General features: G+C 72.5%; 21 protein-coding genes. 10 read left to right on the forward strand and 11 right to left on the reverse strand.

Going from position 1 to position 24,602, the window contains the following annotated elements; all coding sequences use genetic code 11:
- Positions 1-67: 67 nt before the first annotated feature.
- From ABTY61_RS02385 to aspA, 4 genes are all read left to right on the forward strand, one after another.
- Positions 68-745 (forward strand): FadR/GntR family transcriptional regulator, encoded by a 678-nt coding sequence (locus ABTY61_RS02385; RefSeq protein WP_350503006.1) that lies wholly within the window; start codon positions 68-70, stop codon positions 743-745.
- A complete protein-coding gene (locus ABTY61_RS02390; protein WP_350503007.1) occupies positions 742-2,208 on the forward strand; it encodes an amino acid permease in 1,467 nt (488 codons plus the stop codon). Before ABTY61_RS02385 ends, ABTY61_RS02390 begins: the two co-directional genes overlap by 4 nt.
- 87 nt (positions 2,209-2,295) lie before the next feature.
- Entirely contained in the window at positions 2,296-3,363 is a 1,068-nt protein-coding gene (locus ABTY61_RS02395) for an asparaginase (RefSeq protein ID WP_350503008.1), read from the forward strand.
- Between the two features lie 53 nt (positions 3,364-3,416).
- Positions 3,417-4,826, forward strand: a complete 1,410-nt coding sequence (gene aspA, locus ABTY61_RS02400; RefSeq protein WP_350503009.1) for an aspartate ammonia-lyase — start codon at positions 3,417-3,419, stop codon at positions 4,824-4,826.
- 92 nt (positions 4,827-4,918) lie between these two features.
- Here the strand turns inward: aspA and ABTY61_RS02405 are convergent, their stop codons facing one another.
- The 5 genes from ABTY61_RS02405 to ABTY61_RS02425 all read right to left on the reverse strand — a co-directional run bounded on the left by ABTY61_RS02405 (position 4,919) and on the right by ABTY61_RS02425 (position 9,863).
- Positions 4,919-6,373, reverse strand: coding sequence for a SulP family inorganic anion transporter (locus ABTY61_RS02405; RefSeq protein ID WP_350503010.1), 1,455 nt, complete (start codon positions 6,371-6,373; stop codon positions 4,919-4,921).
- 44 nt (positions 6,374-6,417) lie between these two features.
- Positions 6,418-7,008, reverse strand: coding sequence for a carbonic anhydrase (locus tag ABTY61_RS02410; RefSeq protein ID WP_350503011.1), 591 nt, complete (start codon positions 7,006-7,008; stop codon positions 6,418-6,420).
- A gap of 215 nt (positions 7,009-7,223) precedes the next feature.
- Complete coding sequence (locus ABTY61_RS02415) at positions 7,224-7,574, reverse strand: hypothetical protein (RefSeq protein WP_350503012.1); 351 nt, start codon at positions 7,572-7,574, stop codon at positions 7,224-7,226.
- A 358-nt stretch (positions 7,575-7,932) separates the two neighbouring features.
- The gene (gene ptsP, locus ABTY61_RS02420) at positions 7,933-9,591 is read right to left on the reverse strand and encodes a phosphoenolpyruvate--protein phosphotransferase (protein WP_350503013.1); all 1,659 of its coding nucleotides are present in this window, start codon (positions 9,589-9,591) and stop codon (positions 7,933-7,935) included.
- Positions 9,588-9,863 carry an HPr family phosphocarrier protein gene (locus tag ABTY61_RS02425; RefSeq protein ID WP_350503014.1) on the reverse strand — a complete coding sequence of 92 codons (276 nt, stop codon included), beginning with the start codon at positions 9,861-9,863 and terminating at the stop codon, positions 9,588-9,590. The genes ptsP and ABTY61_RS02425 overlap by 4 nt, the downstream gene beginning before the upstream one ends.
- Positions 9,864-10,268: 405 nt before the next feature.
- Here ABTY61_RS02425 and ABTY61_RS02430 point away from each other — a divergent pair, with 405 nt between their 5' ends.
- The 3 genes from ABTY61_RS02430 to ABTY61_RS02440 all read left to right on the forward strand — a co-directional run bounded on the left by ABTY61_RS02430 (position 10,269) and on the right by ABTY61_RS02440 (position 14,096).
- Entirely contained in the window at positions 10,269-11,030 is a 762-nt protein-coding gene (locus tag ABTY61_RS02430) for a DeoR/GlpR family DNA-binding transcription regulator (protein WP_350503015.1), read from the forward strand.
- Entirely contained in the window at positions 11,027-11,986 is a 960-nt protein-coding gene (gene pfkB, locus ABTY61_RS02435; RefSeq protein WP_350503016.1) for a 1-phosphofructokinase, read from the forward strand. Before ABTY61_RS02430 ends, pfkB begins: the two co-directional genes overlap by 4 nt.
- 106 nt (positions 11,987-12,092) lie before the next feature.
- A complete protein-coding gene (locus ABTY61_RS02440) occupies positions 12,093-14,096 on the forward strand; it encodes a PTS fructose transporter subunit IIABC (RefSeq protein WP_350503017.1) in 2,004 nt (667 codons plus the stop codon).
- A 155-nt stretch (positions 14,097-14,251) separates the two neighbouring features.
- Here ABTY61_RS02440 and ABTY61_RS02445 read toward each other — a convergent pair whose 3' ends face one another.
- The 3 genes from ABTY61_RS02445 to ABTY61_RS02455 form a co-directional block, all read right to left on the reverse strand.
- A complete protein-coding gene (locus tag ABTY61_RS02445; protein ID WP_350503018.1) occupies positions 14,252-15,046 on the reverse strand; it encodes a hypothetical protein in 795 nt (264 codons plus the stop codon).
- Positions 15,043-15,585, reverse strand: a complete 543-nt coding sequence (locus tag ABTY61_RS02450) for a SigE family RNA polymerase sigma factor (protein ID WP_350503019.1) — start codon at positions 15,583-15,585, stop codon at positions 15,043-15,045. The genes ABTY61_RS02445 and ABTY61_RS02450 overlap by 4 nt, the downstream gene beginning before the upstream one ends.
- A 128-nt stretch (positions 15,586-15,713) precedes the next feature.
- Positions 15,714-16,721, reverse strand: coding sequence for an expansin EXLX1 family cellulose-binding protein (locus ABTY61_RS02455; RefSeq protein WP_502895186.1), 1,008 nt, complete (start codon positions 16,719-16,721; stop codon positions 15,714-15,716).
- A gap of 280 nt (positions 16,722-17,001) precedes the next feature.
- Between ABTY61_RS02455 and ABTY61_RS02460 the strand changes: the two genes are divergently transcribed.
- On the forward strand, positions 17,002-17,364 hold the full coding sequence (locus ABTY61_RS02460) for a DUF1304 domain-containing protein (RefSeq protein WP_350503021.1): 363 nt from the start codon (positions 17,002-17,004) through the stop codon (positions 17,362-17,364).
- A gap of 283 nt (positions 17,365-17,647) precedes the next feature.
- Here the strand turns inward: ABTY61_RS02460 and mmsB are convergent, their stop codons facing one another.
- From mmsB to chvE, 3 genes are all read right to left on the reverse strand, one after another.
- Positions 17,648-18,883 carry a multiple monosaccharide ABC transporter permease gene (gene mmsB / locus ABTY61_RS02465; protein ID WP_350503022.1) on the reverse strand — a complete coding sequence of 412 codons (1,236 nt, stop codon included), beginning with the start codon at positions 18,881-18,883 and terminating at the stop codon, positions 17,648-17,650.
- 3 nt (positions 18,884-18,886) lie between these two features.
- Positions 18,887-20,434 (reverse strand): multiple monosaccharide ABC transporter ATP-binding protein, encoded by a 1,548-nt coding sequence (mmsA, locus tag ABTY61_RS02470; RefSeq protein WP_350503023.1) that lies wholly within the window; start codon positions 20,432-20,434, stop codon positions 18,887-18,889.
- A gap of 121 nt (positions 20,435-20,555) precedes the next feature.
- Positions 20,556-21,650 carry a multiple monosaccharide ABC transporter substrate-binding protein gene (chvE, locus tag ABTY61_RS02475; RefSeq protein WP_350503024.1) on the reverse strand — a complete coding sequence of 365 codons (1,095 nt, stop codon included), beginning with the start codon at positions 21,648-21,650 and terminating at the stop codon, positions 20,556-20,558.
- Positions 21,651-22,667: 1,017 nt separating this feature from the next.
- Here chvE and ABTY61_RS02480 point away from each other — a divergent pair.
- Together ABTY61_RS02480 and ABTY61_RS02485 are read left to right on the forward strand one after the other, a co-directional pair.
- Complete coding sequence (locus ABTY61_RS02480; RefSeq protein ID WP_350503025.1) at positions 22,668-24,152, forward strand: arabinofuranosidase catalytic domain-containing protein; 1,485 nt, start codon at positions 22,668-22,670, stop codon at positions 24,150-24,152.
- A 165-nt stretch (positions 24,153-24,317) separates the two neighbouring features.
- Positions 24,318-24,533, forward strand: a complete 216-nt coding sequence (locus ABTY61_RS02485) for a hypothetical protein (protein WP_350503026.1) — start codon at positions 24,318-24,320, stop codon at positions 24,531-24,533.
- The last annotated feature ends 69 nt before the right edge of the window (positions 24,534-24,602 follow it).

A 24,602-nucleotide genomic window follows, 5' to 3' on the forward strand; every position in this document is an offset into this window, starting at 1 on the left:
CCAGGATCAGCCCGTGAACCTGTCAGACAGCCAGACAGCAGGGTCGGCCCCCCGGCGCGTGAGCGCGATGGAAGCAGTGTTCGGCCACCTGCGCAGCGCGATCGAGCGCGGCGAGTACGTGGTGGGGGACAAGCTCCCCTCCGAAGCGGAGCTGTGCCGCACGCTGGAAGTCAGCCGGCCCGTGCTGCGAGAGGCGCTCCGGGCCCTCCAGGCGATGGGCCTGACGGTCTCGAAGACCGGCAAGGGAACCTTCGTCGTGGCGAACACGGTCGAGGACCCCACGTTCGGCGACTACGCGGCCAGCGACCTCCTGGAGGTGCGCCGGCACGTCGAGATCCCGGTCGCCGGGTACGCGGCGCTGCGCCGCACCCCGGAGGACCTCGACCACCTGGCCCACCTGCTCGACCGGATGGAGCGGGAGACCGACACCACCGCGTGGGTCGCACTGGACACCGTCTTCCACCTGGCGGTGGCCGAGGCCTCCCGCAACCCCGTCTTCCGCCGGGTCATCGAGGAGATCCGTGACGCACTGGCGCGTCAGTCGGCATTCCTCAACGAGCTGGGCGATCGACGCGAGCAGTCCAACTGCGAGCACCGGGCGATCGTCGAGGCGCTGGTCGACGGTTCCGAGCCCGACGCGGTCGCGGCGATGTCGCACCACCTCCACCGCGTCGAGGCGACCCTCACCGACATCGTGCGCCCCGGGCGCACACACACCCCCACGGAAGGCAGAGCCGAGGCGTGAGCGAGCAGTTCCTCGAAGACGAGAAGCGCCCCACGACCCCCACCACCCCCACGACCCGGCACGTCGACGCCGGTGACGCCGGCTACAGCAAGTCCTTGCAGCCCCGGCACGTCAACATGATCGCCATCGGCGGTGCCATCGGCACCGGCCTGTTCCTCGGCGCGGGCGGGCGGCTCGCCGACGCCGGGCCCTCCCTGTTCGTCGCGTACGCGGTCTGCGGCGTCTTCGCCTTCCTCGTCGTGCGCGCGCTCGGCGAACTCGTCCTGTACCGCCCGTCCTCGGGCGCATTCGTCTCCTACGCCCGGGAGTTCCTGGGGGAGAAGGGCGCGTACACCGCGGGCTGGATGTACTTCCTCAACTGGGCGACCACCGGCATCGCGGACATCACCGCCGTCGCCACCTACACCCACTACTGGCACCTGTTCTCCGACATCCCGCAGTGGGTGATCGCGCTCATAGCCCTGGCCGTGGTGCTGACGGTGAACCTCATCTCGGTGCGGATCTTCGGTGAACTGGAGTTCTGGTTCGCCATCGTCAAGGTCGGCGCGCTGCTGGTCTTCATGGGCATCGCGATCTTCCTGCTGGTCACCCGGCACCCGGTCGACGGCGCCGTCCCCGGCCCGTCCCTCATCACCGACAACGGCGGGATCTTCCCCAACGGCCTGATGCCGATGCTGCTGATCATCCAGGGCGTCGTCTTCGCCTACGCCTCGGTGGAGCTCGTCGGCGTCACGGCCGGGGAGACCGAGAACCCCGAGAAGATCATGCCGAAGGCGATCAACTCGATCATGTGGCGGGTGGGCCTGTTCTACGTCGGCTCGGTCGTCCTGCTGTCGATGCTGCTGCCCTGGAACAGGTACAGCTCCGGCCAGAGCCCGTTCGTGACCGTGCTGTCCCACATCGGCGTCCCGGCGGCCGGCAGTGTGATGAACCTGGTCGTCCTCACCGCGGCCATGTCCTCGCTCAACTCCGGCCTCTACTCCACCGGCCGCATCCTGCGCTCGATGGCCGTGAGCGGCTCGGCCCCCCGGTTCACCGCCCGGATGAGCCGTACCCAGGTGCCGTACGGCGGCATCCTGCTGACCAGCGGCATGTGCGTCCTCGGTGTCGGCCTCAACTTCGTGGTCCCCGCCGACGCGTTCGAGATCGTGCTGAACTTCGCGGCGATCGGCATCCTCGCCACCTGGGGCATGATCATGGTCTGCCACCTCCTCTTCTGGCGGAAGACCCGGTCCGGCGAACTGACCCGGCCCGGCTACCGCCTGCCCGGCTCGCCGTGGACCGAGCTCGTGACGCTGGCCTTCCTGCTCTCCGTCCTGGTCCTCATGTACGCCGACGGCGGCGCCGGGCGCACCACCGTGCTGTGCCTGCCGCTGATCGCCGGGGTGCTGGTCGCGGGCTGGTACGCGATCCGCGGCCGGGTCGCGCGCGTCGCCGCCGGGGCCGAGGACCGAATCCGCTGAATCCGCCGGCGGCCCGGGGAGGGCCGCCCCGGCTCCCTCCCCCCCCCGCAGGCCGTCGGCACACCCACCACCGATCGAGGCAGTCTCATGTTCAGCAGTCCCCTCGCGGACGCGCCCGCGATCCGCGAGCCCCGCCACGAGCCCGTCGCCCACGTGATCCGCGGCGACGTGGTCGAGGGCATCCACTACGGCTCCGTCGTCGTCCTCGGCGGCGACGGAGAAGGCGACGGAGAAGGCGACGGCGGCGGTGAGGTCCGGTTCCGGCTCGGCGACATCGAGGCCGCCTGCTACCCGCGATCGGCCCTCAAACCGGTCCAGGCCGTCGCCATGGTGCGGGCGGGGCTGCCGCTCGACGGTGAACTCCTCTCCCTCGCGATGGGCAGCCACTCCGGCGAGGAACGCCACCTCGCCGGTGCCCGGCGGATCCTGGACCTCGCCGGCCTCTCCGAGGACGACCTGCGCAACGTCCCGGACCTTCCGTACGACCCGGCGGTCCGCGACGACTGGGTCCGGGAGGGCCGCCCGCCCTCCCGGCTCGCCCAGAACTGCTCGGGCAAGCACGCCGCGATGCTCTACCTCTGCAAGCTCAACGGCTGGCCACTGGCGGACTACGACGATCCCACCCACCCGCTCCAGCGGGTGATCGCCGGGGTCGTCGGGGAACTCACCGGTCAGCGCATCGCCCGGGTCAGCGTCGACGGCTGCGGCACCCCGCTGTTCGCCGTCTCGCTGCACGGCCTCGCCCGCGCCGTCGCCCGCATCGCCGCTGGCTCGCCCGGGACGCCCGAGTTCCGGGTGGCGGACGCGCTGCGCAGCCACCCGGAGATGGCCTCCGGTGCGGGACGGGACACGGCCGCGCTGATGCGCGCGGTGCCCGGGCTGCTGGCCAAGGACGGCTTCGAGGGCGTGCAGGTCGCCGCGCTGCCGGACGGCCGCGCCGTGGCCGTGAAGATCGCCGACGGGGCGAACCGGGCGCGCGTCCCGGTGACGGCGGCCGCGCTGGCCCTGGCGGGAGTCGAACCGCGGCTGCTCACCGGTTTCGCGGGCGAGCCGGCGACCGGCGGCGGTCGGCCCGTCGGTGGCGTCCGGCCGGTGGCGGCGCTCGACCCGTCGGCCCTGCTCGGAGCCCCCGATCCGACCCGCGCACGCCGGTAGGACCCCAGGAAGAACGCCGGTAAGAACCCCAGAATGAAGAGGACCGCATACCCATGACCGCCGCCACCCGCAGTGAACACGACCTGCTCGGAGACCGCGACGTCCCCGCCGACGCCTACTGGGGCGTCCACACGCTGCGCGCCACCGAGAACTTCCCGATCACGGGCACGCCCATCTCCACCTACCCCCACCTGATCGACGCCCTGGCCGCCGTGAAGGAGGCCGCCGCCCTCGCCAACGAGGAACTCGGCCTGCTGGAGCCCGAGAAGGCGGCCGCGATCGTCGCCGCCTGCCGCGAGATCCGGGGCGGCGGGCTGCACGAGCAGTTCGTCGTGGACGTCATCCAGGGCGGCGCCGGCACCTCGACCAACATGAACGCCAACGAGGTCGTCGCCAACCGGGCGCTGGAGCTGCTGGGACACGCGAAGGGCGAGTACCGGCACCTGCACCCCAACGAGCACGTCAACCTGGGCCAGTCCACCAACGACGTCTACCCGACGGCGGTCCGGATCGCGACCGTCTTCGCCGTGCGCGGCCTGCTCGACGCGATGGCCGTCCTCCAGGACGCCTTCGCCCGCAAGGCCGTCGAGTTCCGCGACGTCCTGAAGATGGGCCGCACCCAGCTGCAGGACGCGGTGCCGATGACGCTCGGGCAGGAGTTCTCGACGTTCGCGGTCATGCTCGACGAGGACCGCAGCCGGCTCGCGGAGGCCGTCCAGCTGATCCTGGAGATCAACCTCGGCGCCACCGCGATCGGCACCGGCCTCAACGCCCCCGCCGGGTACGCCGAGTCCGCCCGCCGCCACCTCGCCGAGCTCACCGGGCTGCCCCTCGTCACGGCGGCCAACCTGGTCGAGGCCACCCAGGACTGCGGGGCGTTCGTCCAGATGTCCGGGGTGCTCAAGCGCATCGCCGTCAAGCTCTCGAAGAGCTGCAACGACCTGCGGCTGCTCTCCTCGGGGCCGCGCGCGGGCCTCGGCGAGATCAACCTGCCGCCGGTGCAGGCCGGTTCGAGCATCATGCCCGGCAAGGTGAACCCGGTGATCCCCGAGGTCGTCAACCAGGTCGCCTTCGAGGTGATCGGCAACGACGTCGCCGTCACCATGGCCGCCGAGGCCGGGCAGCTCCAGCTCAACGCGTTCGAGCCGATCATCCTGCACTCGCTGTCGGAGTCGATCACTCATCTGCGCGCCGCCTGCCTCACTCTCGCCGAGCGGTGCGTGGTCGGCATCACCGCCAACACCGAGGTGCTGCGCGCGACCGTCGAGAACTCCATCGGCCTGGTGACCGCCCTCAACCCGCACATCGGGTACACGGCCGCCACCGACATCGCCAAGGAGGCCCTCGCCAGCGGCCGGGGCGTGGCCGAACTCGTCCTGGAGAAGGGGCTGCTCCCGGCCGAGCGGCTCGCCGCCCTGCTGCGGCCCGAGGTGCTGGCGGGAAGCGGCGCGCCCGTCGCCTGACGGAGAGCACGGCAGAGCACGGCGAACGAGCCGAACGACGCGTCGCCGCACCGGAGTTCCGGTGCGGCGGCGCGTTCTGCGCTGCCCCGGCGTCAGGCCGGTGCGGGGATCAGCCGTACGGCCTCCGGGGCCCGGGCGTTGTGGCGCTCGGTCCAGGTGGTCAGCGCGGACTGGCAGGCGTGGTCGAGGTGGCGGAGCCCGGAGAGGTCCAGCTCCACGACGCGGTCGGCCGGCAGCGCTTCGAGGGTGTCCAGGAGCTTGGGCAGCCGGAGGAAGGTGGCGTTGCCGGTCAGGCGGACCCGGACGACGCCGTCGGTCCGCTCCTCCGACTCCACGTGCAGGCGGGACGTCTCCCACGCGCTCTTGACGATCGACAGGCCCAGGCCGATCAGCACGCCCTCGAACATGTTGACCGTGACGATGGCCACCGCGGTAGCCGCGAGGACGAGCGACTCCGGGCGGTGCTCGCGCCACAGCGGCCCGAACTGCTTGAACGGCAGCAGCTTGAACCCGGCGTGCACCAGCACACCGGCGAGCGCGGCGACGGGGATGACGCCGAGTGCCGCCGGGAGCAGGGCGGCGAAGAGCAGCAGCCACACGCCGTGCAGCACGCGGGAGGCCTTGGTCCGGGCGCCGGCCTGGACGTTGGCGGCGCTGCGGACGATGACCGCGGTCATCGGCAGGGCGCCGAGGGCGCCGCAGAGCGCGTTGCCCGCCCCTTGGGCCATGAGCTCCTTGTCGTAGTCGGTGCGCGGTCCGTCGTGGAGGCGGTCGACGGCCGCCGCGCTGAACAGGCTCTCGGCCGAGGCGACGAGGGTGAAGGCCACGACCGTCACGAGCAGGGCCGGGGTGAGCTGTTCGAACACCCCGGTGCCGGGCGGCTGGACGGCGTCCAGGAGGCCCTTGACCTCGACCTTCTTCACCGGGCGGTGGAGCAGCTGGACGGCACCGGTGGCGAGGAGCACGGCCACCAGGGCGCCCGGGACGACCCGGACCCTGGCGGGGAGCCGTTGCCACAGCACGATCACGGCGATGGTGCCGGCGCCGATGGCGAAGGTGTAGCGGGCGGCGGGCGAGGAGACGAGCTGGGCGAGGAGGCCGGGAAGGCCGAGGAGCTTGTCGATCCCGTTCGCGGGCGCCGACCGGTCGGCCATCGCGTAGAGCTGGCCGGCGATGATGACCAGGCCGATGCCGGCCAGCATGCCCTCGACGACGGCGACGGAGATCGCGCGGAACCAGCGGCCCCAGCGCAGCGCGCCGAGCAGCAGCTGGAGCAGGCCGGTGGCGGCGACCACCAGGCCGAGGGCGGGCAGGCCGAACCGTTGCACGGTCTCGGCGACCAGCACGGTCAGCCCGGCCGCGGGGCCGCTGACCTGGAGACTGCTGCCGGGCAGTGCGCCGACGACGAGGCCGCCGACGATGCCGGTGATCAGGCCGAGTTCGGCGGGCACGCCGGAGGCGACCGCGACGCCCACGCACAGCGGCAGGGCGACGAGGAACACGACGAGCGAAGCGGTCAGGTCGTACTTGAGTGCGGGAAAGCGCATGGGAGCCCTCATCCGGGGGAGTTCGGGGGTGGTCGGCCGCTGGGTCACAGCGGCAGGAAGACGTCGCCGCCGGGGCGGTGGGTGAGGACGGCGCCGGTGTGCACCTCGTAGAACCAGCCGTGCAGGCCGAGCAGGCCCTCGTCGACGCGCCGTGCCACGCTCGGGTGCGTGCGCAGCTTCGCCAGCTGGTCCAGCACGTGGCGTTGCACGGGGGCGGCAAGGTCGTGGCTCGGCTCGCCGACGGGCGTCAGTGCGGTGCCGTCGGCGAGCCAGTCGCGCACCGCGGGCACGCCGGTGAGGTCCTCGCCCCGTACGACGGCGCCCACGGCGCCGCAGTGGGAGTGGCCGCACACCACGATGTCCGCGACGCCCAGGACCTCGACCGCGTACTCGATGGTCGCGGCCTCGGCCGAGGGGGCGGACGGGCGGTGCGGCGGGACGATGTTGCCGGCGGTCCGCATCTCGAAGAGGTCCCCGGGCCGGGCGCCGGTGACGGCGGAGGGGATGATGCGGGAGTCGGAGCAGGCGATGAACAGCGCCTGCGGGTTCTGGCCCGCCGCCAGTCGCCCGTAGGCGTCGGCGGCCTGCGCGGCTCGGTGGTGGAAGGTGCGGGCGTGGTCGATGAATCCTTGCATGTCGGTGCCTCGGGCCCTTCGGAAGTCGTACGGGAACGGTGACTTCGGGACCGTGCACGCTCGCTCGGTACGGGCGCAGCGCGGAGCGCGGCGGCGGTGGCGGCAGGCGGAAGCACTGCCGTGGGCCGTCGTGGGCTGCCGGGATGTGGGGGCGGTGGGTCACCCGTCGGGGGTGTCGCCACCGTCGGTGAGCGGGCGCGCGCGGTCGGCGCCGATCAGCAGCGGAACACCTGGAGGACCGCCGCTCTGGGCTGTCTGGGCGCCCCGTGCCGAGGGGCGGGGGCGCGGGTCGGCGACGGGTCGCCGTCGGCGGCGGGCTCGTCGGCCAGGGCCGGGTGCAACTCCCTTTGGTGCCGCGGTACTTCAATGTTCCGGTGGCGCGTCCAGCCGAGGCCGGTCGGGCACTTGGGGACCACCGCCTCCTCGACGAGCTTCGCCTCCGCGGCGACCCGGGGGCAGCGCTCCTCGCGGGTGAGGGCGGATGCGGACTGGGACAGCACCAGCAGGCCCAACGCGGCCACGAGGGCCACGGCCGCGGCGCCGATCACCCTCCTGACCAAGGACATTGCTGTTCCTTTCCCCGCCCGTGGGACTGTCTTGGGAATTTGTTGAACCGTTGTCAATTCTGACGGCTGCGGGCGGGGGCGAGTTCCGGTTCGTGGTGAACGGTCCGTGAATCAGTTCGGCCGACTGGTGATGGTCCATGAACTGGCGAGGCGGAATGCGGGCAACCGGTGAACCGTTTGCGATGTGAACGTTGACACATGCGAATCCGCAGGTCCTCGGAGGCCTGTCGGACGCCCGAGCGACCGAGCGCCCGAGCGCCCGAGCGACCGACCGCCCGAGCGCTCGGGTGTCGGCCGAAGCCCTCTGTCCTCTGCTCGGCGCCGGGCGGGCTCCCGCCCGGCGCCGAGCAGAAGCGGTTCAGCGTCCGGACATCCCCGACAGCACCCTGCCGCGCGCGGTGTCGGCGTCGTCGGCGAGCAGGGCCAGCTCGGCGAGTTCGCGGCAGCGCGCGAGGGTGTGGGTGGCCAACGCCGCCCGCAGCTCGGGGAGCGCGGCGGGAGCGGCGGACAGGCTGGTGATCCCGAGGCCGACCAGGACCAGGGCGAGTGCCGGGTCGGCGGCGGCCTCGCCGCAGACGCCGATCGGACGGCCGTGCTCGGCCGCCGAGGCGGCGGCGGTGGCGACCAGTTCGAGCAGCGCGGGCTGCCACGGGTCGAGCAGCTCGGCGAGGGCGCCGAGCGTCCGGTCGGCCGCGAAGGCGTACTGGGCCAGGTCGTTGGTGCCCACGCTGAAGAAGTCGCAGGACTCGGCCAGCCGGTCGGCCCGCAGGGCGGCTGCCGGGACCTCGATCATCGCGCCGGCCGTCGGCAGGCCGTGCGCGCGGACCCGGTCGGCGAACTCGGCGGCCTCGCGCGGGATCGACACCATCGGGGCCATCACCCAGACCTGCGCGGTGCTGTCCCGCGCGGCCTCGGCGATCGCGGCGAGCTGGGTCTCCAGCAGGTGCGGATCGCGGGCGGCCGTCCGCAGTCCGCGGACGCCCAGGGCGGGGTTCTCCTCGTCGGCGGAGGTGGCGAAGGGCAGCGGCTTGTCCGCACCCGCGTCCAGGGTGCGGACGACGACCCGGCGGCCGGCGAAGGCCGCGAAGACCTGCCGGTAGGCGGCGGCCTGTTCGGCGCGGCCCGGCGCCTCGGCGCGGTCCAGGAAGAGGAACTCGGTACGGAACAGGCCCACCCCCTCGGCGTCGACGGCGGCCGCGCCGGCCAGCTCGTGCGGGGCACCGAGGTTGACCAGCAGCGCGACCGGGTGGCCGTCCGCCGTCCGGCCCGGTCCTCGGAAACCGGCCAGCCGCTCGCGGTGCCGGCGCTCGCGCGCGGCGGCCCGCTCGACCGCTTCCGGACTCGGGTCGGGCTCGACCACGCCGTCCGCGCCGTGCACCAGGACCAGCCGGCCGTCCGCCAGCGCCATGGCGTCGGTGCAGCCGACCACGGCGGGCACACCGAGCGCCTTGGCGAGGATGGCCGTGTGGCTGGTCGGCCCGCCGCGGACGGTGACGAGGGCCAGGACCCGTTCGGGGTCGAGCAGCGCGGTGTCGGCCGGTGCCAGGTCGTCGGCGACCAGGACATACGGGTGCCCGGGGTCGGGCAGGCCGGGCACGGGCAGGCCGAGCAGGCGGGCCACCGCGCGGTCGCGCAGGTCGTCCAGGTCGGGGGCGCGCTCCGCGAAGTAGCCGCCGGCGGCGGTCAGGGCGGCGCGGAAGCCGTCGAAGGCGGTGCTGAGCGCGTGGGCGCCGTCGGCGCCCTGCTCGGCGAGCTCGGCGGCCCGCTCGGCGAGGACCGGGTCGGCGGCCATCATGGCCTGGGCCGCCAGCACCTCGGCGCCGGTGCCGCTCGCCCGGGCGGCGCGCTGTTCCAGGTCGGTGACGACCGCGCCGAGGGCGGCGCGGACCGCGGCCGACTCGGCCGTCGGGTCGGCGACCGCCCTCGGCGCGGGCAGCGGGGCTGGGGGAGCCATCCGGGCGACCGGGCCTGCCGCGCTGCCGGTGCCGACGCCGATCCCGCGGATCGGGACGGTCATGCCGCTGCGTCGAGGTCGGAGGCGAGCAGCTGGGCGAGCGCCTGGAGCGCGTCCTCGGCCCCGTCGCCGGAGGCGGTGAGCTCCAGGACCTCGCCGGAGCGGGCGGCCAGGGCGAGGACGGACAGCAGGCTCCGGGCGTCGACCGGGGCCTGGCCCGGGCGGCCGACGGTGACCTTGACCGGCTGTCGGGCGGCGGCGGCCTGGACGAACAGCGAGGCGGGGCGGGCGTGCAGACCGCTGCTGGAGCCGACGGTGACCTGGGTCGAGTGCATGGGAGTCCTTGAGGGAGAGGGATCGGAGGGGAGGAGGTGATCGCCGACCCGGGTGGGAGCCGGGCCGGCGGGAGGGTGGGCCACGGTGGCCCGCGCGCGGAGGGGGCAGCGCTGGCCACCGTGGTGGGTGCCTGGTCCGCGCGGTACGGGGGCGGTCGCGGGACCAGGCAGTCTGTGGTTTCGCGTCTGTTAAGACGTTGTTTCGGTTGGTTCTACGCCCGATCGTGCAGGGATGTCAACACATTCGGGCATCTGCCCATGGAGTGGACGAGGAGCGGACGAGGAGCGGGCGAAGGGTGGGCGAAGGGCGGATGCGTGGTGGAACAAGCTCTTGCTTTTCCGTCCGAAGCGCGTACGCTCGGGCTCCACCAGGCGTAAACGGACATGAAACGGACCCATTCCCACATGTACGCACCCGAGCGGCAGCAACAGATCCTCCACCTCGCCCAGGAACAGGGCCGGGTGGACGTGCCGACGCTGGCCGAGGACTTCGGTGTCACCCAGGAGACCATCCGGCGTGACCTGAGCGCCTTGGACCGGGCCGGTCTGCTGCACCGGGTGCACGGCGGCGCACTGCCCGTCGGCGCACTGCACCTGGAACCCGGCCTGGCCGAACGGGACTCCCGGGCCGCGGCCGAGAAGGAGCGCATCGCCAAGGCGGCCCTGGCCCTGCTGCCCGACGAGGGCAGCGTGATCCTGGACGCCGGGACCACCGTCTCCCGGCTGGCCGGACTGCTGCCCCTGGACTGCGCCCTCACCGTCGTCACCAACGCCCTCCCGGTCGCGGCCCGGCTGGCCGACCACCCCTCGCTCGCCCTCCACCTCGTCGGTGGCCGGCTGCGCCACCGCACCCAGGCGGCCGTCGACGCCTGGGCGCTGCGCGACCTGGCCGACATCCACGCGGACGTCGCGGTGGTCGCCACCAACGGCTTCTCCCCGGAGGGCGGGCTGTCGACGCCGGACCTCGCCGAGGCCGCCGTCAAGCGGGCCATGCTCGCGGGTGCGCGACGCGTCGTCCTGGTGGCCGATTCCACCAAGTACGGCGCCCGCCACTTCGCCCGGTTCGGCTCGCTGGACCAGGTCGACGTCCTGGTCACGGACACCGGGCTGACCGACGAGCAGGCCGCCCAGATCGAGAACCACGGACCGGAAGTCATCCGCGCATGATCGTCACCATCACCCCCAACCCCAGCCTCGACCGCACCTACGAGCTGGAAACGCTCGTCCTCGGCGAGGTCAACCGGGCCGGGCAGGACCGGCTCGACCCCGGCGGCAAGGGCGTCAACGTCTCCCGCGCGCTCACCGCCGCGGGCCACCGCACCACCGCCGTGCTGCCGCTGGGCGGCCTCTCCGGCGGACTGCTCTGCGACCTGCTGCGCCGCCAGGGCATCGACGTCGCGGCGGTCACCATCGCGGGCGACACCCGGATCAACGTCTCGATCGCCGAGGACGGCGGCGGCCTCACCAAGATCAACGCGATGGGCCCCGAGCTCAGCGCCGCCGAGTCGGCCGCGCTGCTGGCCCTCGTCCGCGACACCCAGCAGACCGGACGGGGCACCGGGAACGGCGTGGACTGGCTGGCCTGCTGCGGCAGCCTGCCGCGCGGCCTCCGGCCCGGCTGGTACGCCGAGTTGGTCGCCCAGGTGCACTCCGGCGGCGCCCGGATCGCCCTGGACACCTCCGGCCCCGCCCTGCTCGCCGCGCTCTCGGCCCGCCCCGACGTGGTCAAGCCGAACCGGGAGGAACTCGCCGAGGCCGTGGGCCGCCCGGTCGCCACCGTCGGCGACGCCGTGCGCGCGGCCGGGGAACTGCGCGAGCGCGGCGCCCAGCAGGTCCTCGCCAGCCTCGGCGCGGACGGGATGCTGCTGATCGCCGAGGAGGGCAGCTGGTTCGGCAGCGCACCGGTCGCCGCCGTCCGCAGCGACGTGGGAGCGGGCGACGCCTCGCTCGCGGGCTTCCTCGGAGCCGGTGGCACCGGCCCCGGGGCACTGGCGGCGGCCCTGGCGCACGGCGCCGCCGCCGTACAACTGCCGGGGAGCGTCATGCCGACCCCGGCCGATCTGGACCCGGCCGCCGTGGTCGTGACGGCGGACATCCCGCTCGAACGACCGCTGCGCGGTTGAGAACGGCCTCCTGCCGGAGGCACCCCGCCCGACCGTGTGGGACGGAACGGCGACCGATCCCGGGGGCAAGGGAACACTGTCAGGCACCAGTCGAAGGATCGACACGATGAGCGACACCAGCGGACTGATCACACCCGCACTCGTTGATCTCCACCTCGCCCCCGCGGACAAGAGCGAGGCTCTCCGCGCCCTCGCCCAGCGGCTGGTCGCCGAGGGCCGGGTCACCGACCTCGACGGCTTCCTCGCCGACGTGGCCGCCCGGGAGGCCCAGGCGCCGACCGGGATGGGAGACGGGATCGGCATCCCGCACTGCAGATCACCCCACGTGACCCGGCCGAGCCTGGCCTTCGGGCGCAGCACCAGGGGCGTGGACTTCGACGCCCCGGACGGCCGGCCCGCCGACCTGATCTTCATGATCGCGGCACCGGCCGGTGCGGACGACACCCACCTGCAGATCCTGGCCGCGCTGGCCGGTCGGCTGATGGATCCGGCCTTCACCGGCGCGCTGCGCGAGGCCGAGAGCCCGGCCGCGGTCGCGGCCCTGGTCAACGGGGAGGAAGTGCCGGCCGTCGCTCCGGTGGCGGCCGCCGCCCCTGAGCCGGACCCGGCTGTTGCCTCGGAAGCGCCCGGCGGCGGGCTGCGGCTGGTCGCGGTGACCTCCTGCCCGACCGGCATCGCCCACACCTACATGGCGGCCAAGGCCCTCGAACTGGCCGCCGCCCGGGCGGGCGTGGGGATCCGGGTCGAGACCCAGGGGTCGGCCGGGACGACGGTGCTGGCCCCCGAGGTGATCGCGGCCGCCGATGCGGTGATCTTCGCCCACGACGTCGAGGTCCGGGACCGCGCCCGCTTCGCCGGCAAGCCGACCGTCGACGTGGGCGTGAAGGCCGCCGTCAACCGCGCCGACGACCTGATCGCCCAGGCCGCCGGGCTGGTCGCCCGGGCCGGCAACGGAGCGAGCGCCGCCCCGGTCACCGCGGCGAGTGCGCAGACGGGCGAGCACTGGGCCCAGCGGCTGCGCAAGTACCTGATGACGGGCGTCAGTTACATGATCCCGTTCGTCGCGGCGGGCGGTCTGCTGATCGCCCTCGCCTTCGCCATCGGCGGCTACCGGATCGCCTCCGCGCCGTCCGTACTGGGCCATTTCGACTGGACCTCCTCGCACAGCTGGGCGGCGATGCTGTTCCAGACCGGCAAGACCTCCTTCGGCTTCCTGGTCCCGATCCTCTCCGGGTACATCGCCTGGGCGATCGCGGACCGGGCGGCACTGGCCGCCGGCATCGCGGGCGGCGCCGTCTCGGTGGCGGTCGGCGCGGGCTTCCTCGGCGGCATCGTGTCGGGCCTGGCGGCGGGCTTCCTGGTGCTGTGGATGATCCGCTGGAACGTGCCGCGCGCGATCAAGGGCATCATGCCGGTGGTGGTGATCCCGCTGCTGTCGGTGGCGGTGGTCGGCTTCCTGATGTTCGTGCTGGTCGGCTCGCCGATCGCCTCGGCGATGAACGGCCTGACCGACTGGCTGAACGGCCTCTCCGGCTCCAACGCGATCCTGCTCGGCGTACTGCTCGGCGCGATGATGGCCTTCGACATGGGCGGGCCGCTCAACAAGGTCGCCTACACCTTCGCCGCCGGTGCGCTCACCACCGCGGGCACCACCCCGGACGCGGGCAGCCTCAAGGTGATGGCCGCGGTGATGGCCGCCGGCATGACCCCGCCGCTGGGCATGGCCCTGGCCACCGTCGTCCGGCGGCGGCTGTTCACCCCCGAGGAGCGGGAGAACGGCAAGGCGGCCTGGGTGCTCGGCGCCTCGTTCATCACCGAGGGCGCGATCCCGTTCGCGGCCGCGGACCCGCTGCGGGTGATCCCGGCGAACATCGTCGGCAGCATGACCGCCGGCGGCCTGGTGATGGCCTTCGGCTCCACCCTGCGCGCCCCGCACGGGGGGATCTGGGTGCTCCCGCTGATCGGCAGCCCGTTCCTCTACCTGCTCGCGGTCGTGGCGGGCACGGTGGTCACCACGGCAGTGGTCGTGCTGCTCAAGGGGATGCGCAAGGACGCCGCCCCGGTGGCTCCGGGATCCCCGGTCGACGAGAAGGCGCTGGTCGGCGCCTGATCCGACGGCCGTCACCGGTCAGGGCGCCCGCTCGGTGGAGCGGGCGCCCCGGTCGTGTCCGGCGTCGGGTTTCCGTGCGGTCCGTCTTCGAACTCCGCCTTTCGGGGCGGGAGTTCGAAGACGGACCGGTGCGAGCCGGTCGGCTTGCGGGGCCCTCACCGGCCCGGGGTGAAGCCTCCCCAGACGGACGCGGCGCCGCCCGTCGACTGGGCGTCGACGCGGTAGCCGTCGCCGCCGGCCGGGCGCACGCCGGTGGCGTGGTTGAACTGGCAGGCGAACTCGTGCTGTCCCGCCGGTACCGTGCGTCCGGGCTTGAGGACCCAGCGGTAGACCAGGGCGCCGCCGGACTCCTGGACGGTGACGGTGAAGTCGTCGGGCGGCAGGGTCCGCCAGTTGCCGGTGTCCCGTACGTCGCCGGTCTGGGCGACGCGCAGCTCGACGGTGAGCGAGGTGAGCTGCTGGGTAGTCCTGAGGAGGAGGTTGTCCTGGCCCCAGTAGACGGTGCTGTGCGGGTCGATCGACCCCTCCGACCAGAGCGACCCGTTCTGGGCGCGGCTGGTGGCCGACGGAGTCGGGGTCGGGGTCGGGGTCGGGTGCGGGCTGGTCGGGGCGGCGGTGGGAGGGATCCGGGCCGGTGCCGGGGCGGTGGTGGCCGGGGGCTCCGACCGGGTCGGCGTCGGGGTGTCCGTGGGGGTGGCCGGAGCGGTGGTGGGCTCCGACTGAATCGGAAACGTGCCGATCCCCGCCATGGCGAGACCGCCGGTGGCCAGAATGCCGGCGGCGGCCAGGGCGGCGATCGCGGCCTTGGGCCACGACCTCAGGCCCGGGCGCGTGCGGTGGCGGCCGGCGGGACCGGCCGCACCGCGCTGGACGCGGGCCAGCATCCTCGCACGATCGGGCTGGTGGGCCTCGGCGGCCTCGCGCAGCTGTTGGGCGATGTGCTCGTTCACCGGCTCCTCCTTCCTGTCACCAGTTCGCCGACTGCTCCTGCGCCGAGGGCGCGTTGCAACTCGGCCATTCCCTTCGAGGTCTGACTCTTCACCGTACCGACCGATATGCCGAGCGCCGCCGCGGTGTCCTTCTCCGACAGGTCGAGGGCGTGGCGCAGTACCACACAGGCGCGCTTGCGGAACGGTAGCCGGTCCAGCGCCGCGCGGACATCGAGCACGGCCGCGACATCGGGCCCCGAGGTCTTCTCCGGGGTGCGGGACCAGAACAGCAGGACGCGGCGCCGCTCGCGGACCGCGCTGCGGATCCGGGCCCGGGCCATGTTGGCGACCACCCCGCGGGCATAGGCCAGCGGATGGTCGGCCGCGCGGAGCCGGTCCCAGCGTTGCCAGAGCGCGACCAGCGCGTCTGCGGCGATGTCGTCGGCCGCGTCCGTCTCGCCGGTCAAGAGGTGGGCGAGACGGGCGAGTTCGGCGTAGTGGCGTTCGAAGAAGTCGTTGAACTCCGCGGACGCATCATTGAACGCATCATCGAGGAGCATGCCCCGTGATCGCCCTCTCCGTGCAATGTGATCGTTAACAAGCGGCATGAGCCTAGCAGTGCTCCGATCCGGGGCGGGGTGGTGGTCACCCCGCCCGGCGACCACCGGCCGCCGGGCGAGCGGCGTGGTCAATGCCGGGCGAACTGGACGCGGGTCGGCTGGACGACGTCCGGTTTCACCGGGAGCGCATCGAGGGTCAGTTGCTCCCCGTAGATGTCGGTGACCCTGATCGCTCCGCCGCACCCGCTGCCGTCGGGGGAGAGGAAGTAGTTGTAGTCGGTGCGGGTCAGCTGCCGCCAGCCGCCTCCGGCCCGGACCTCCAGGGCCGCCACCGGGTTCCGGTGGCCGATCACCTGGATCCCGCACCACCACTGGGAGGAGCCGGGCTTGTACCGGATCGACATCGCGCCCGGCGCCGTGCCGGGGCTGAGCAGCGTCCAGGTGATCGGGAGACGGCCCACCGAGAGGTCCGCGAGCTTGCCGAAGGCCTCGTGGCTCAGGTCGAGCTGCCCGGGGGCGCAGGGCAGGGGGCACTCGTTGACGATCCGCACCGTGACGCTCGCCCCGTTGGCGGCGCGGACGAGCACGGACGCCCCGCACGCCCTGGACGTCTCGTAGTCGGTGAAGTTCATCGCCGCGATCATCATGTCGTCGGAGGGCCCGAACGAGCAGGCGCCGTTGCCGTCGGCGGCGTCGTAGGAGGTCGCGACGCCCTGGTAGCCCGCCCCGGGCTTGATCCGCCCGGCCAGGGCCGCCGCGGCCGGGGCGCTGCGGACACTGCTGCCGGTGGTGGCGGCGGAGGGGGGCGGGGTGGCTGTGGTGGCCGACGGCTTCGACGTGGGGGTGGTGGCCGACGGTGAGGGGGTCGCGGCGGCCGAGGGCGGAGGGGTGGTGGCCGACGGCGGCGCCGTCGCGGGCGCGGGATCCGCGGCCGGGGTGTCGGGCCGCGTGCTGGGCTGGGTGGCGGCCAGGGAAGCGGCGGCCGGCTCGGCGGAGGCGCCGCCGCCCCCGCTGCCCGGCAGCAGCGCGAAGGCCAGGAGGGCCGGCGCGCCGATCGCCACCAGCGCCAACGGTATGCCCAGGATCAGCCCACGCCCGCGGTTCCCCGGCGGGGCGGCGTGCCTCGTTGCCTTCATTCCAGTCCGTTCCGGTGGGTCGACTCGACGTTGCGCTGACCAGTGGTCGCCGGAGGCGGAGAAGGTTGCCGCTCCGGCGCAGGTTCTTTTTCGGGGCACCGTGGGCGTTCCCCCTCGGTGTCACCCGTCAGTTGCCGCCGGTGCGGAAGAGGTTGCCGCGCGGTCGGGAATTCTTCCGAGCGCGTCCGGGCTTGACGGTTGGGCAGGGGCCTGAACAAAATGCCGGTCCACGCATCAGCTGCACCTGATCGCGCCCGCGCCGACGCGTACTATGCCCGCTATGTCCACAGTTGCCGTGATTGCGGTTGTCGCGCTCGCCCTCCTGCACGTCTACATCCTGGTCCTGGAGATGGTCCTCTGGACCACTCCCCGGGCCCGGGCCTCCTTCGGGACGACCGAGGAGTTCGCGGTCTCGACCAAGGCGATGGCCGCCAACCAGGGCCTGTACAACGGCTTCCTGGCGGCCGGGCTGTTCTGGGGCGCCTTCGCCTCCGACCCGGTCGGGTTCCAGGTGCGGGTCTTCTTCGCCTCCTGCGTGGCGGTCGCCGGCATCTTCGGCGCCGTGACTGCCTCCCGGAAGATCCTCTTCGTGCAGACCGTGCCGGCCCTGGTCGTGCTCGTCCTGGTGCTGCTGGCCCACTGACCCCGGAACCGCCCGCCGAGGAGTGCCCCTCTCCCGAGGGGCATCCCTCCCGCATTCCCCACGCCCGGGTCACAGCTCCGTCCACCGGGCACCTGATCCCGCTGACAATCCGCTGGGAGGCCACCGCATCGGACGGCCGACCACCTCGGCGGCACCGGGGCGATCCGCACCCACGGGTCGTCCAGGGACTCGCCGTTCCCGCCGGGTCACGGACACGTGGCAGGGCGGGCGCGGTGTGGAGAACACCGCGCCCGCCCTGTGGCCCACGAGCCCCCGGCCGGGGTCAGGAACCGGCCCGGCGCTTGTTGTAGACGTCGAAGCCCACTGCTGCGAGCAGCACCAGGCCCTTGATCACCTGCTGGTAGTCGGTGCCGACCCCGACCAGCGACATGCCGTTGTTCAGCACGCCGAGCACCAGGCCGCCGATGATCGCGCCCAGCACGGTGCCCACGCCGCCGCTGGCGGAGGCACCGCCGATGAAGGCGGCGGCGATCGCCTCCAGCTCGAAGTTGATGCCGGCCTGCGGGGTGCCGGCGTTGAGCCGGGCGGCGAAGACCAGCCCGGCCAGGGCCGCGAGGACGCCCATGTTGGTGAAGGCGAGGAAGACGACCCGCTTGCTCTTCACCCCGGACAGCTTGGCCGCCGGCTCGTTGCCGCCGATGGCGTAGGTGTGCCGGCCGATGATCGAGTTGCGCATCAGGTAGCCGAAGCCGACCAGCAGGGCGCCGAGGATCAGCAGGACGATCGGCACGCCGTGGTAGCTGGCCAGCAGCAGGGTGAACACCAGCACGGCGGCCGTGATCACGGCGAGCTTGGCCAGGAACAGCCCGAGCGGAAGCACCTCCAGGCCGTACGACGCGGTCTGCCGCCGGCCGCGCAGCTCCTGGAGGACCGCGACGACCAGCACGGCGAGGCCGAGCAGCAGGGTGAGGTTGTGGTAGTTCGTCTGCGGGCCGACCTCGGGGAGGAAGCCGCTGCTGATGCTCTGGAAGCCCTTGGGGAACGGCGCCACCGACTGGCCCTGGAGCACGATCTGGGTGCCGCCGCGGAACAGCAGCATGCCCGCCAGGGTGACGATGAACGACGGGATGCCGAGGTAGGCGATCCAGAACCCCTGCCAGGCGCCGGCGAGCGCGCCGATCACCAGTGCGATGAGCATCGCCACGGGCCACGACACGTGGTGCTCGACCATCATCACCGCGGCGGCGGCCCCGACGAAGGCGGCGAGTGAGCCGACCGAGAGGTCGATGTGCCCGGCGATGATGACGATCATCATGCCGATCGCCAGGATGAGGATGTAGCCGTTCTGCTGGATCAGGTTGGTGATGTTGAGCGGCTGGAGCAGGATGCCGTCGGTCCAGATCTGGAACAGCAGCACGATCAGCGCGAGGGCGACCAGCATGCCGTACTGGCGTACGTTGCCGCGCAGCGCGCGGGCCAGGGCGGTGCCGATGGACGGGCTTCGGTCGGGCTCGCGGCCGCTCTGGGCGGAGTCCGGGGTGATCTCGGTCTGGGCCATGCCTTACACCTGCTCGTTTGTGGACGCGGTGCTCATGGTCATGAGCCGCATGAGGGATTCCTGGGTGGCGTCGGCGCGGGCGACCTCGCCGGTGATCCGGCCTTCGGTCATGGTGTAGATCCGGTCGCACAGGCCCAGGAGTTCGGGGAGTTCGGAGGAGATGACGAGCACGGCCTTGCCCTGGGCGGCCAGTTCGGCGATCACGGTGTAGATCTCCGCCTTGGCGCCGATGTCGATGCCGCGGGTGGGCTCGTCGAGGATCAGCACCTCGGGCTCGGAGAAGATCCACTTGCTGAGGACGACCTTCTGCTGGTTGCCACCGCTGAGCGTGCCGGTCCGGGTGAACACCGACGGGGCCTTGATGTTCATGGTCCGTCGGAACGACTCGGCGACCTTGGTCTCCTCGTGCCGGTCGACCCGGCCGTACCGGGCGACCTTGCCGAGCGCGCTCAGCGAGATGTTCCGGCTGATGTCGTCGATCAGGTTGAGGCCGAAGTGCTTGCGGTCCTCGGTGACGTACGCGATGCCGTGCCCGATCGCCTCCGGCACCGTCCGGGTGCGGATCTCCCGGCCGTGCAGCAGCACCCGCCCGCCGCTCCAACGCCCGTACGAGCGGCCGAAGACGCTCATCGCGAGCTCCGTGCGGCCGGCACCCATCAGGCCGGCGATGCCGACGATCTCGCCGCGTCGCACGTTCAGGGAGGCGTTGTCCACCACGGTGCGCTGCTGGTCGATCGGGTGCCGGACGGTCCAGTCCTCGATCTCGAAGGCGACCTCGCCGATGTCCGGGGTGCGCTCGGGGTAGCGGTGCTCCAGGTCACGGCCGACCATGCCGCGGATGATCCGGTCCTCGGAGATGCCCTCCGGGCCGATCTCGATGGTCTCGATGGTCCGGCCGTCGCGCAGGATGGTGACGGCGTCCGCGACCCGGGCGATCTCGTTCAGCTTGTGCGAGATGATGATGCAGGCGATGCCCTGCGCCTTGAGCTCCAGGATCAGGTCGAGCAGCTTGCGGCTGTCCTCGTCGTTCAGCGCGGCGGTCGGCTCGTCCAGGATGAGCAGCTTGACCTTCTTGGCCAGCGCCTTGGCGATCTCGACCAGTTGCTGCTTGCCCACGCCCAGGTCGGCGATCCGGGTGTGCGGGCTCTCCTCCAGGCCGACCTGCCGGAGCAGTTCGGCGGCGTGGGTGAGCGTCCGGTGCCAGCTGATCACGCCCCGGGTGGCGTGCTCGTTGCCCAGGAAGATGTTCTCGGCGACGGACAGGTACGGCACCAGGGCGAGCTCCTGGTGGATGATGACGATGCCGCGCTGCTCGCTGGCCCGGATGTCCTTGAACCGGCAGGGCTCGCCCTCGAAGAGGATCTCGCCCTCGTACCCGCCGTGCGGGTAGACCCCGCTGAGCACCTTCATCAGGGTGGACTTGCCGGCGCCGTTCTCACCGCAGATGGCGTGCACCTCGCCGGCGGCCACGGTCAGGTTGACCTCGGAGAGCGCCTTGACACCGGGGAACGATTTGCTGATCGACCGCATTTCGAGAACGGGTCCAGCCATGGTTGTGCGTCCGTATCGTTCGGGGCGGTGCGGTGGGGGATCCGTGGGGCGCCTGGGGGTTGCGCCCGGGCGCCGCCGCACCGCCGGTTCGGCGTGGGGCCCGTCGAGCGGGCCCCACCGGCTACTTGAGCTGGTCCGCGGTGTACTGGCCGCTGTCGACCAGGACCTTCTGGTAGTTGTCCTTGTCGACGCTGACCGGCTGGAGCAGCTGGGCCGGAACGACCTTCGTGCCGTTGTTGTACTGGGTGGTGTCGTTGACCTCGGGCTTCCCGCCGGTCAGCAGCGCGTCGCCCATCTGCACGGCGGCCTTGGCGAGCTGGCGGGTGTCCTTGTAGACGGTCTGGGTCTGCTCGCCCGCGATGATCGACTTCACCGAGGCCAGCTCGGCGTCCTGGCCCGTGACGACGGGCAGGGACTTGGCGGTGCCGTAGCCGACGCCCTTGAGCGAGGAGAGGATGCCGATCGAGATTCCGTCGTACGGCGAGAGCACGGCGTCGACGTGGGCGCTGGTGTAGGCCTTGCTGAGCAGGTTGTCCATCCGGGACTGGGCGAGGCCGCCGTCCCAGCGCAGCGTGGCGACCTGGTTGAAGTCGGTCTGGCCGCTCTGCACGACCAGCTTCTTCTGGTCGATGTACGGCTTGAGGACGCTCATCGCGCCGTTGAAGAAGAAGGTCGCGTTGTTGTCGTCCGGCGAGCCGGCGAAGAGCTCGATGTTGAACGGGCCCTTGCCGTCCTTGAGACCGAGCTTGTCGGCGATGTACCCGCCCTGGAGGACACCGACCTTGTAGTTGTCGAAGGTCGCGTAGTAGTCGACGTTCTGGGTGCCCCGGATCAGCCGGTCGTAGGAGATCACCGGAATGTGCGCGTCGGCGGCCTTCTGCAGCACGTTGGTGAGGGAGGAGCCGTCGATGGCGGCGATCACCAGCAGCTTGGCGCCCTTGGTGATCATGTTCTCGACCTGGGAGACCTGGTTCTCCACCACGTTGTCGCCGTACTGCAGGTCGGTCTTGTAGCCCTTGGCCTGGAAGTCCTTGACCATGTTGTTGCCGTCGTCGATCCAGCGTGCCGACGACTTGGTCGGCATCGCGATGCCGATGAGTCCGCCCTTGGCGTCACCCTTGGCGGCCCCGTCGCCGACTCCGTTGGAGCTCTGGCCGCAGGCCGCCAACGAGAGCGTCAGGCCGGCCGCGACGAGACCCGCTGAAAGCTTCCGCACGTGTTTCCTCCATGGTGATGGTCCGCGACCGGGGCAGCGCACCCCTGACTGGGCGACTGGGAGCGGTCGAGCGGCGCCGACCGGAGCGGTCCTTCACGCTGTGGTGCGTCGGGTGGTGGTAGCTCTGGCCTGGCGTGACATGAAGTGTTAACGCTAACAACCATGGCGTCAAGGGGGGTTAGATCACCGTTGGATCGCGATCCTCCATCGACCGCTCCGCAGGGGCGCTCGCCCTTGGTCGGGGGGCGCCTGGGGAGGTCGCGGGTGAACGTGGGGTGAACATCGAGTGGTCATCGTGGGGTGGCATCCTGGGCCGGGCTGCCCGCGACGGACGAGCCGCCGGAGCCGTCGGGTTCGGCCCGGCTGTACTCGGCGGCTGCCGCGTGGCGTCGGGGCATCAGGTCCCCCCGCTCGTGGGGGGTTGCCGGAACCGCGGACGGCGCGATGACGGCGCGAGGCAAGTCGATCGCCCCCTGTGTCGGCGGCGTGGACCGGACCGGTGTGGGGTGGGGGAGCGGGTGGGCGGCGCGTCGTGCGCGGGTGTTCGCCGCGTGGGGGCTCGCCGGTCGGGGTCCGGCGCGAGCGTTCGCCGGACGGCGGCGGCGCGTCGTGCCCCGCCGTCGTGAGCTCGGTTCCCGCTGGTCCCGCAGCTGTGGTGTGGCCGGACAGGCCCAGGGCCCCGCCGTACCCGCGGAGGCGGACGAAGGCCGTGATGAACCGCCATCCGGGTGCGGTCGCACCGGTGTCGGAGCGTGAGCGCTCGCCTTGATCATCGCCAAACTCCGTGCAGCGGTGGAGAGGTGACGGAGGGTCGAGGTTTCCGTTCCGGGTCGGCTCCTCCGCGGGTTCGACGTCCGGCGTGATGTGTCGAAGGTCTTGACGGGACACGGTCGGGGCGGGCACTGTCACCGGCCAGGAACCTCCATCTCCCGCCCCGGTCGCAAGCTGCTGTCGCGGGGCGGATTGTTAGCGCTCACTTTCCCCTTGGCCGCGCTCGACGATGAGCAGGGAGACACCATGAGTGACAACAACGGGACGACCCGGAGGCGCGGCGCGCTGCGCAGCCTCGCCCGGGCCGGGGCGGCGCTGGCCGTCCTCGTCGGCGCCCTCGCCGGCGCCACCGCGACGAGCGGTACGGCCCAGGCCGCCACCCAGGGGCCGTGCGACCTCTACGCCGCAGGCGGCACGCCCTGCGTGGCCGCGCACAGCACCACCCGTGCGCTCTACGGCAGTTACAGCGGGGCGCTGTACCAAGTCCGGCGCGCCTCGGACCAGGCGCTCCGGGACATCAAACCGCTGAGCGCCGGCGGCTACGCCGACGCCGCCGCACAGGACGCCTTCTGTGCGGGCACCACCTGCGTGATCACCGTGATCTACGACCAGAGCGGGCGGGGCAACCACCTCACCCAGGCACCCGGCGGCGGGGCCGCGCCCGGCCCGGACAACCTCGCGAACGCGACCCTGGCGCCCACCACGCTGAACGGCCACCGGGTGTACGGCGTGTACGTCGCGCCGGGCACCGGCTACCGCAACAACCACACCTCGGGCGTCGCCACCGGAGACCAGCCCGAGGGGATGTACGCGATCCTCGACGGCAGCCACTACAACGGCGGCTGCTGCTTCGACTACGGCAACGCCGAGACCAGCAGCAACGACACCGGCAACGGCCACATGGAGGCGATCTACTTCGGCAACATCAAGGTCTGGGGCTACGGCGCCGGCCCCGGCCCCTGGGTGATGGCCGACCTGGAGAACGGCCTGTTCTCCGGGGCCGACCCGCACTACAACGCCAACGACCCGACGGTGAACCACCGCTACCTGACGGCCATGGTCAAGGGCGCGCCCGACCAGTGGGCGATCCGGGCCGGCGACGCCCGGTCCGGCGGGCTGTCGACCTTCTATTCCGGGCCGCGCCCTAACGCCTCGGGCTACAACCCGATGCACAAGGAGGGAGCGATCATCCTCGGCATCGGCGGTGACAACAGCAAGAGCGCCCGCGGCACCTTCTACGAAGGCGTGATGACCTCCGGCTACCCGTCGGAGGCCACCGAGAACGCCGTCCAGGCCAACGTCGTCGCCGCCGGGTACGCCGACTCCCCGGCAGTCGGCACGGGGGCGCTGCGGGGCACCGGTTCGGGCAAGTGCCTGGACGTCCCCGGCGCCTCCACCACGCCCGGGGTACAGGCGCAGATCTACCGCTGCTCCGGCGCGGCGAACCAGACCTGGACCCGCACCGCCGGTGGACAGCTCACCGTGGACATCTCCGGCAGCACGCTGTGCCTGGACGCGTACGGCGGCGGGACGGCCGACGGCACCAAGGTGGTGACCTGGCCGTGCAACGGCGGGGCCAACCAGCAGTGGCAGGTCGGCTCCGACGGCAGCGTCACCGGCGTCCAGTCCGGCCGCTGCCTGGACGTAGCGGGGGCGCTCACCGCCGACGCCACACCCGTCCAGCTGTGGAGCTGCTGGGGCGGCGACAACCAGAAGTGGGCCCTCGGGTAGCGCTCACCCGGGTCGGCCCCGGCCCCGGCCCTTGCCCCTGGCCCCGGCTCCGCGAGCACGCGGAGCCGGGGCCAGGGGCGTGTCCTGCGGATCACCTCCGCCCGGCGTGATCCGAAAGACACGCTCCTGGGCTGCCGGGACGGCCATGAACGAGGGAACGGGCCGGTGCCAGGGCGACTGCCACGTGCACTCCGCCGCCTCGAACGGCGGGAGCTGACGCCGGGCCGGGTGCGCGAGGCCGTACCGCCCCGCACCGGCGCGGACACCGTCGAGGGGCGGGTCGGGGCGGCGGAAGCGCTCTTCGCCCGCGCCGAGGCCCGGGACGCCGAAGGCGCCGTGGCGGCCCTCACCGACCCGTTCCTCCTCGAACCGCGCCGGTGATCCGAGTGCGCTGCGTGCCGGACCGCTCGCCGGACGCGGTCGTCCGAGCGGAAGCGGGAGGATGAAGCG

Origin of the sequence: Kitasatospora sp. NPDC096128, from assembly GCF_040303105.1 — a bacterium.
GTDB lineage: Bacteria > Actinomycetota > Actinomycetes > Streptomycetales > Streptomycetaceae > Kitasatospora.

What these genes read in the sequence shown, in the direction of transcription:
- ABTY61_RS02410 (WP_350503011.1), bottom strand. Translation starts at nt 7,008, where the DNA reads ATGCAAGGATTCATCGACCACGCCCGCACCTTCCACCACCGAGCCGCG.
- ABTY61_RS02385 (WP_350503006.1), top strand. Translation starts at nt 68, where the DNA reads ATGGAAGCAGTGTTCGGCCACCTGCGCAGCGCGATCGAGCGCGGCGAG.
- pfkB (WP_350503016.1), top strand. Translation starts at nt 11,027, where the DNA reads ATGATCGTCACCATCACCCCCAACCCCAGCCTCGACCGCACCTACGAG.
- ABTY61_RS02455 (WP_502895186.1), bottom strand. Translation starts at nt 16,721, where the DNA reads ATGAAGGCAACGAGGCACGCCGCCCCGCCGGGGAACCGCGGGCGTGGG.
- ABTY61_RS02460 (WP_350503021.1), top strand. Translation starts at nt 17,002, where the DNA reads ATGTCCACAGTTGCCGTGATTGCGGTTGTCGCGCTCGCCCTCCTGCAC.
- aspA (WP_350503009.1), top strand. Translation starts at nt 3,417, where the DNA reads ATGACCGCCGCCACCCGCAGTGAACACGACCTGCTCGGAGACCGCGAC.
- mmsA (WP_350503023.1), bottom strand. Translation starts at nt 20,434, where the DNA reads ATGGCTGGACCCGTTCTCGAAATGCGGTCGATCAGCAAATCGTTCCCC.
- ABTY61_RS02395 (WP_350503008.1), top strand. Translation starts at nt 2,296, where the DNA reads ATGTTCAGCAGTCCCCTCGCGGACGCGCCCGCGATCCGCGAGCCCCGC.
- ABTY61_RS02440 (WP_350503017.1), top strand. Translation starts at nt 12,093, where the DNA reads ATGAGCGACACCAGCGGACTGATCACACCCGCACTCGTTGATCTCCAC.
- ABTY61_RS02430 (WP_350503015.1), top strand. Translation starts at nt 10,269, where the DNA reads ATGTACGCACCCGAGCGGCAGCAACAGATCCTCCACCTCGCCCAGGAA.
- ptsP (WP_350503013.1), bottom strand. Translation starts at nt 9,591, where the DNA reads ATGACCGTCCCGATCCGCGGGATCGGCGTCGGCACCGGCAGCGCGGCA.
- ABTY61_RS02480 (WP_350503025.1), top strand. Translation starts at nt 22,668, where the DNA reads ATGAGTGACAACAACGGGACGACCCGGAGGCGCGGCGCGCTGCGCAGC.
- ABTY61_RS02425 (WP_350503014.1), bottom strand. Translation starts at nt 9,863, where the DNA reads ATGCACTCGACCCAGGTCACCGTCGGCTCCAGCAGCGGTCTGCACGCC.
- ABTY61_RS02415 (WP_350503012.1), bottom strand. Translation starts at nt 7,574, where the DNA reads ATGTCCTTGGTCAGGAGGGTGATCGGCGCCGCGGCCGTGGCCCTCGTG.
- ABTY61_RS02405 (WP_350503010.1), bottom strand. Translation starts at nt 6,373, where the DNA reads ATGCGCTTTCCCGCACTCAAGTACGACCTGACCGCTTCGCTCGTCGTG.
- ABTY61_RS02450 (WP_350503019.1), bottom strand. Translation starts at nt 15,585, where the DNA reads ATGCTCCTCGATGATGCGTTCAATGATGCGTCCGCGGAGTTCAACGAC.
- mmsB (WP_350503022.1), bottom strand. Translation starts at nt 18,883, where the DNA reads ATGGCCCAGACCGAGATCACCCCGGACTCCGCCCAGAGCGGCCGCGAG.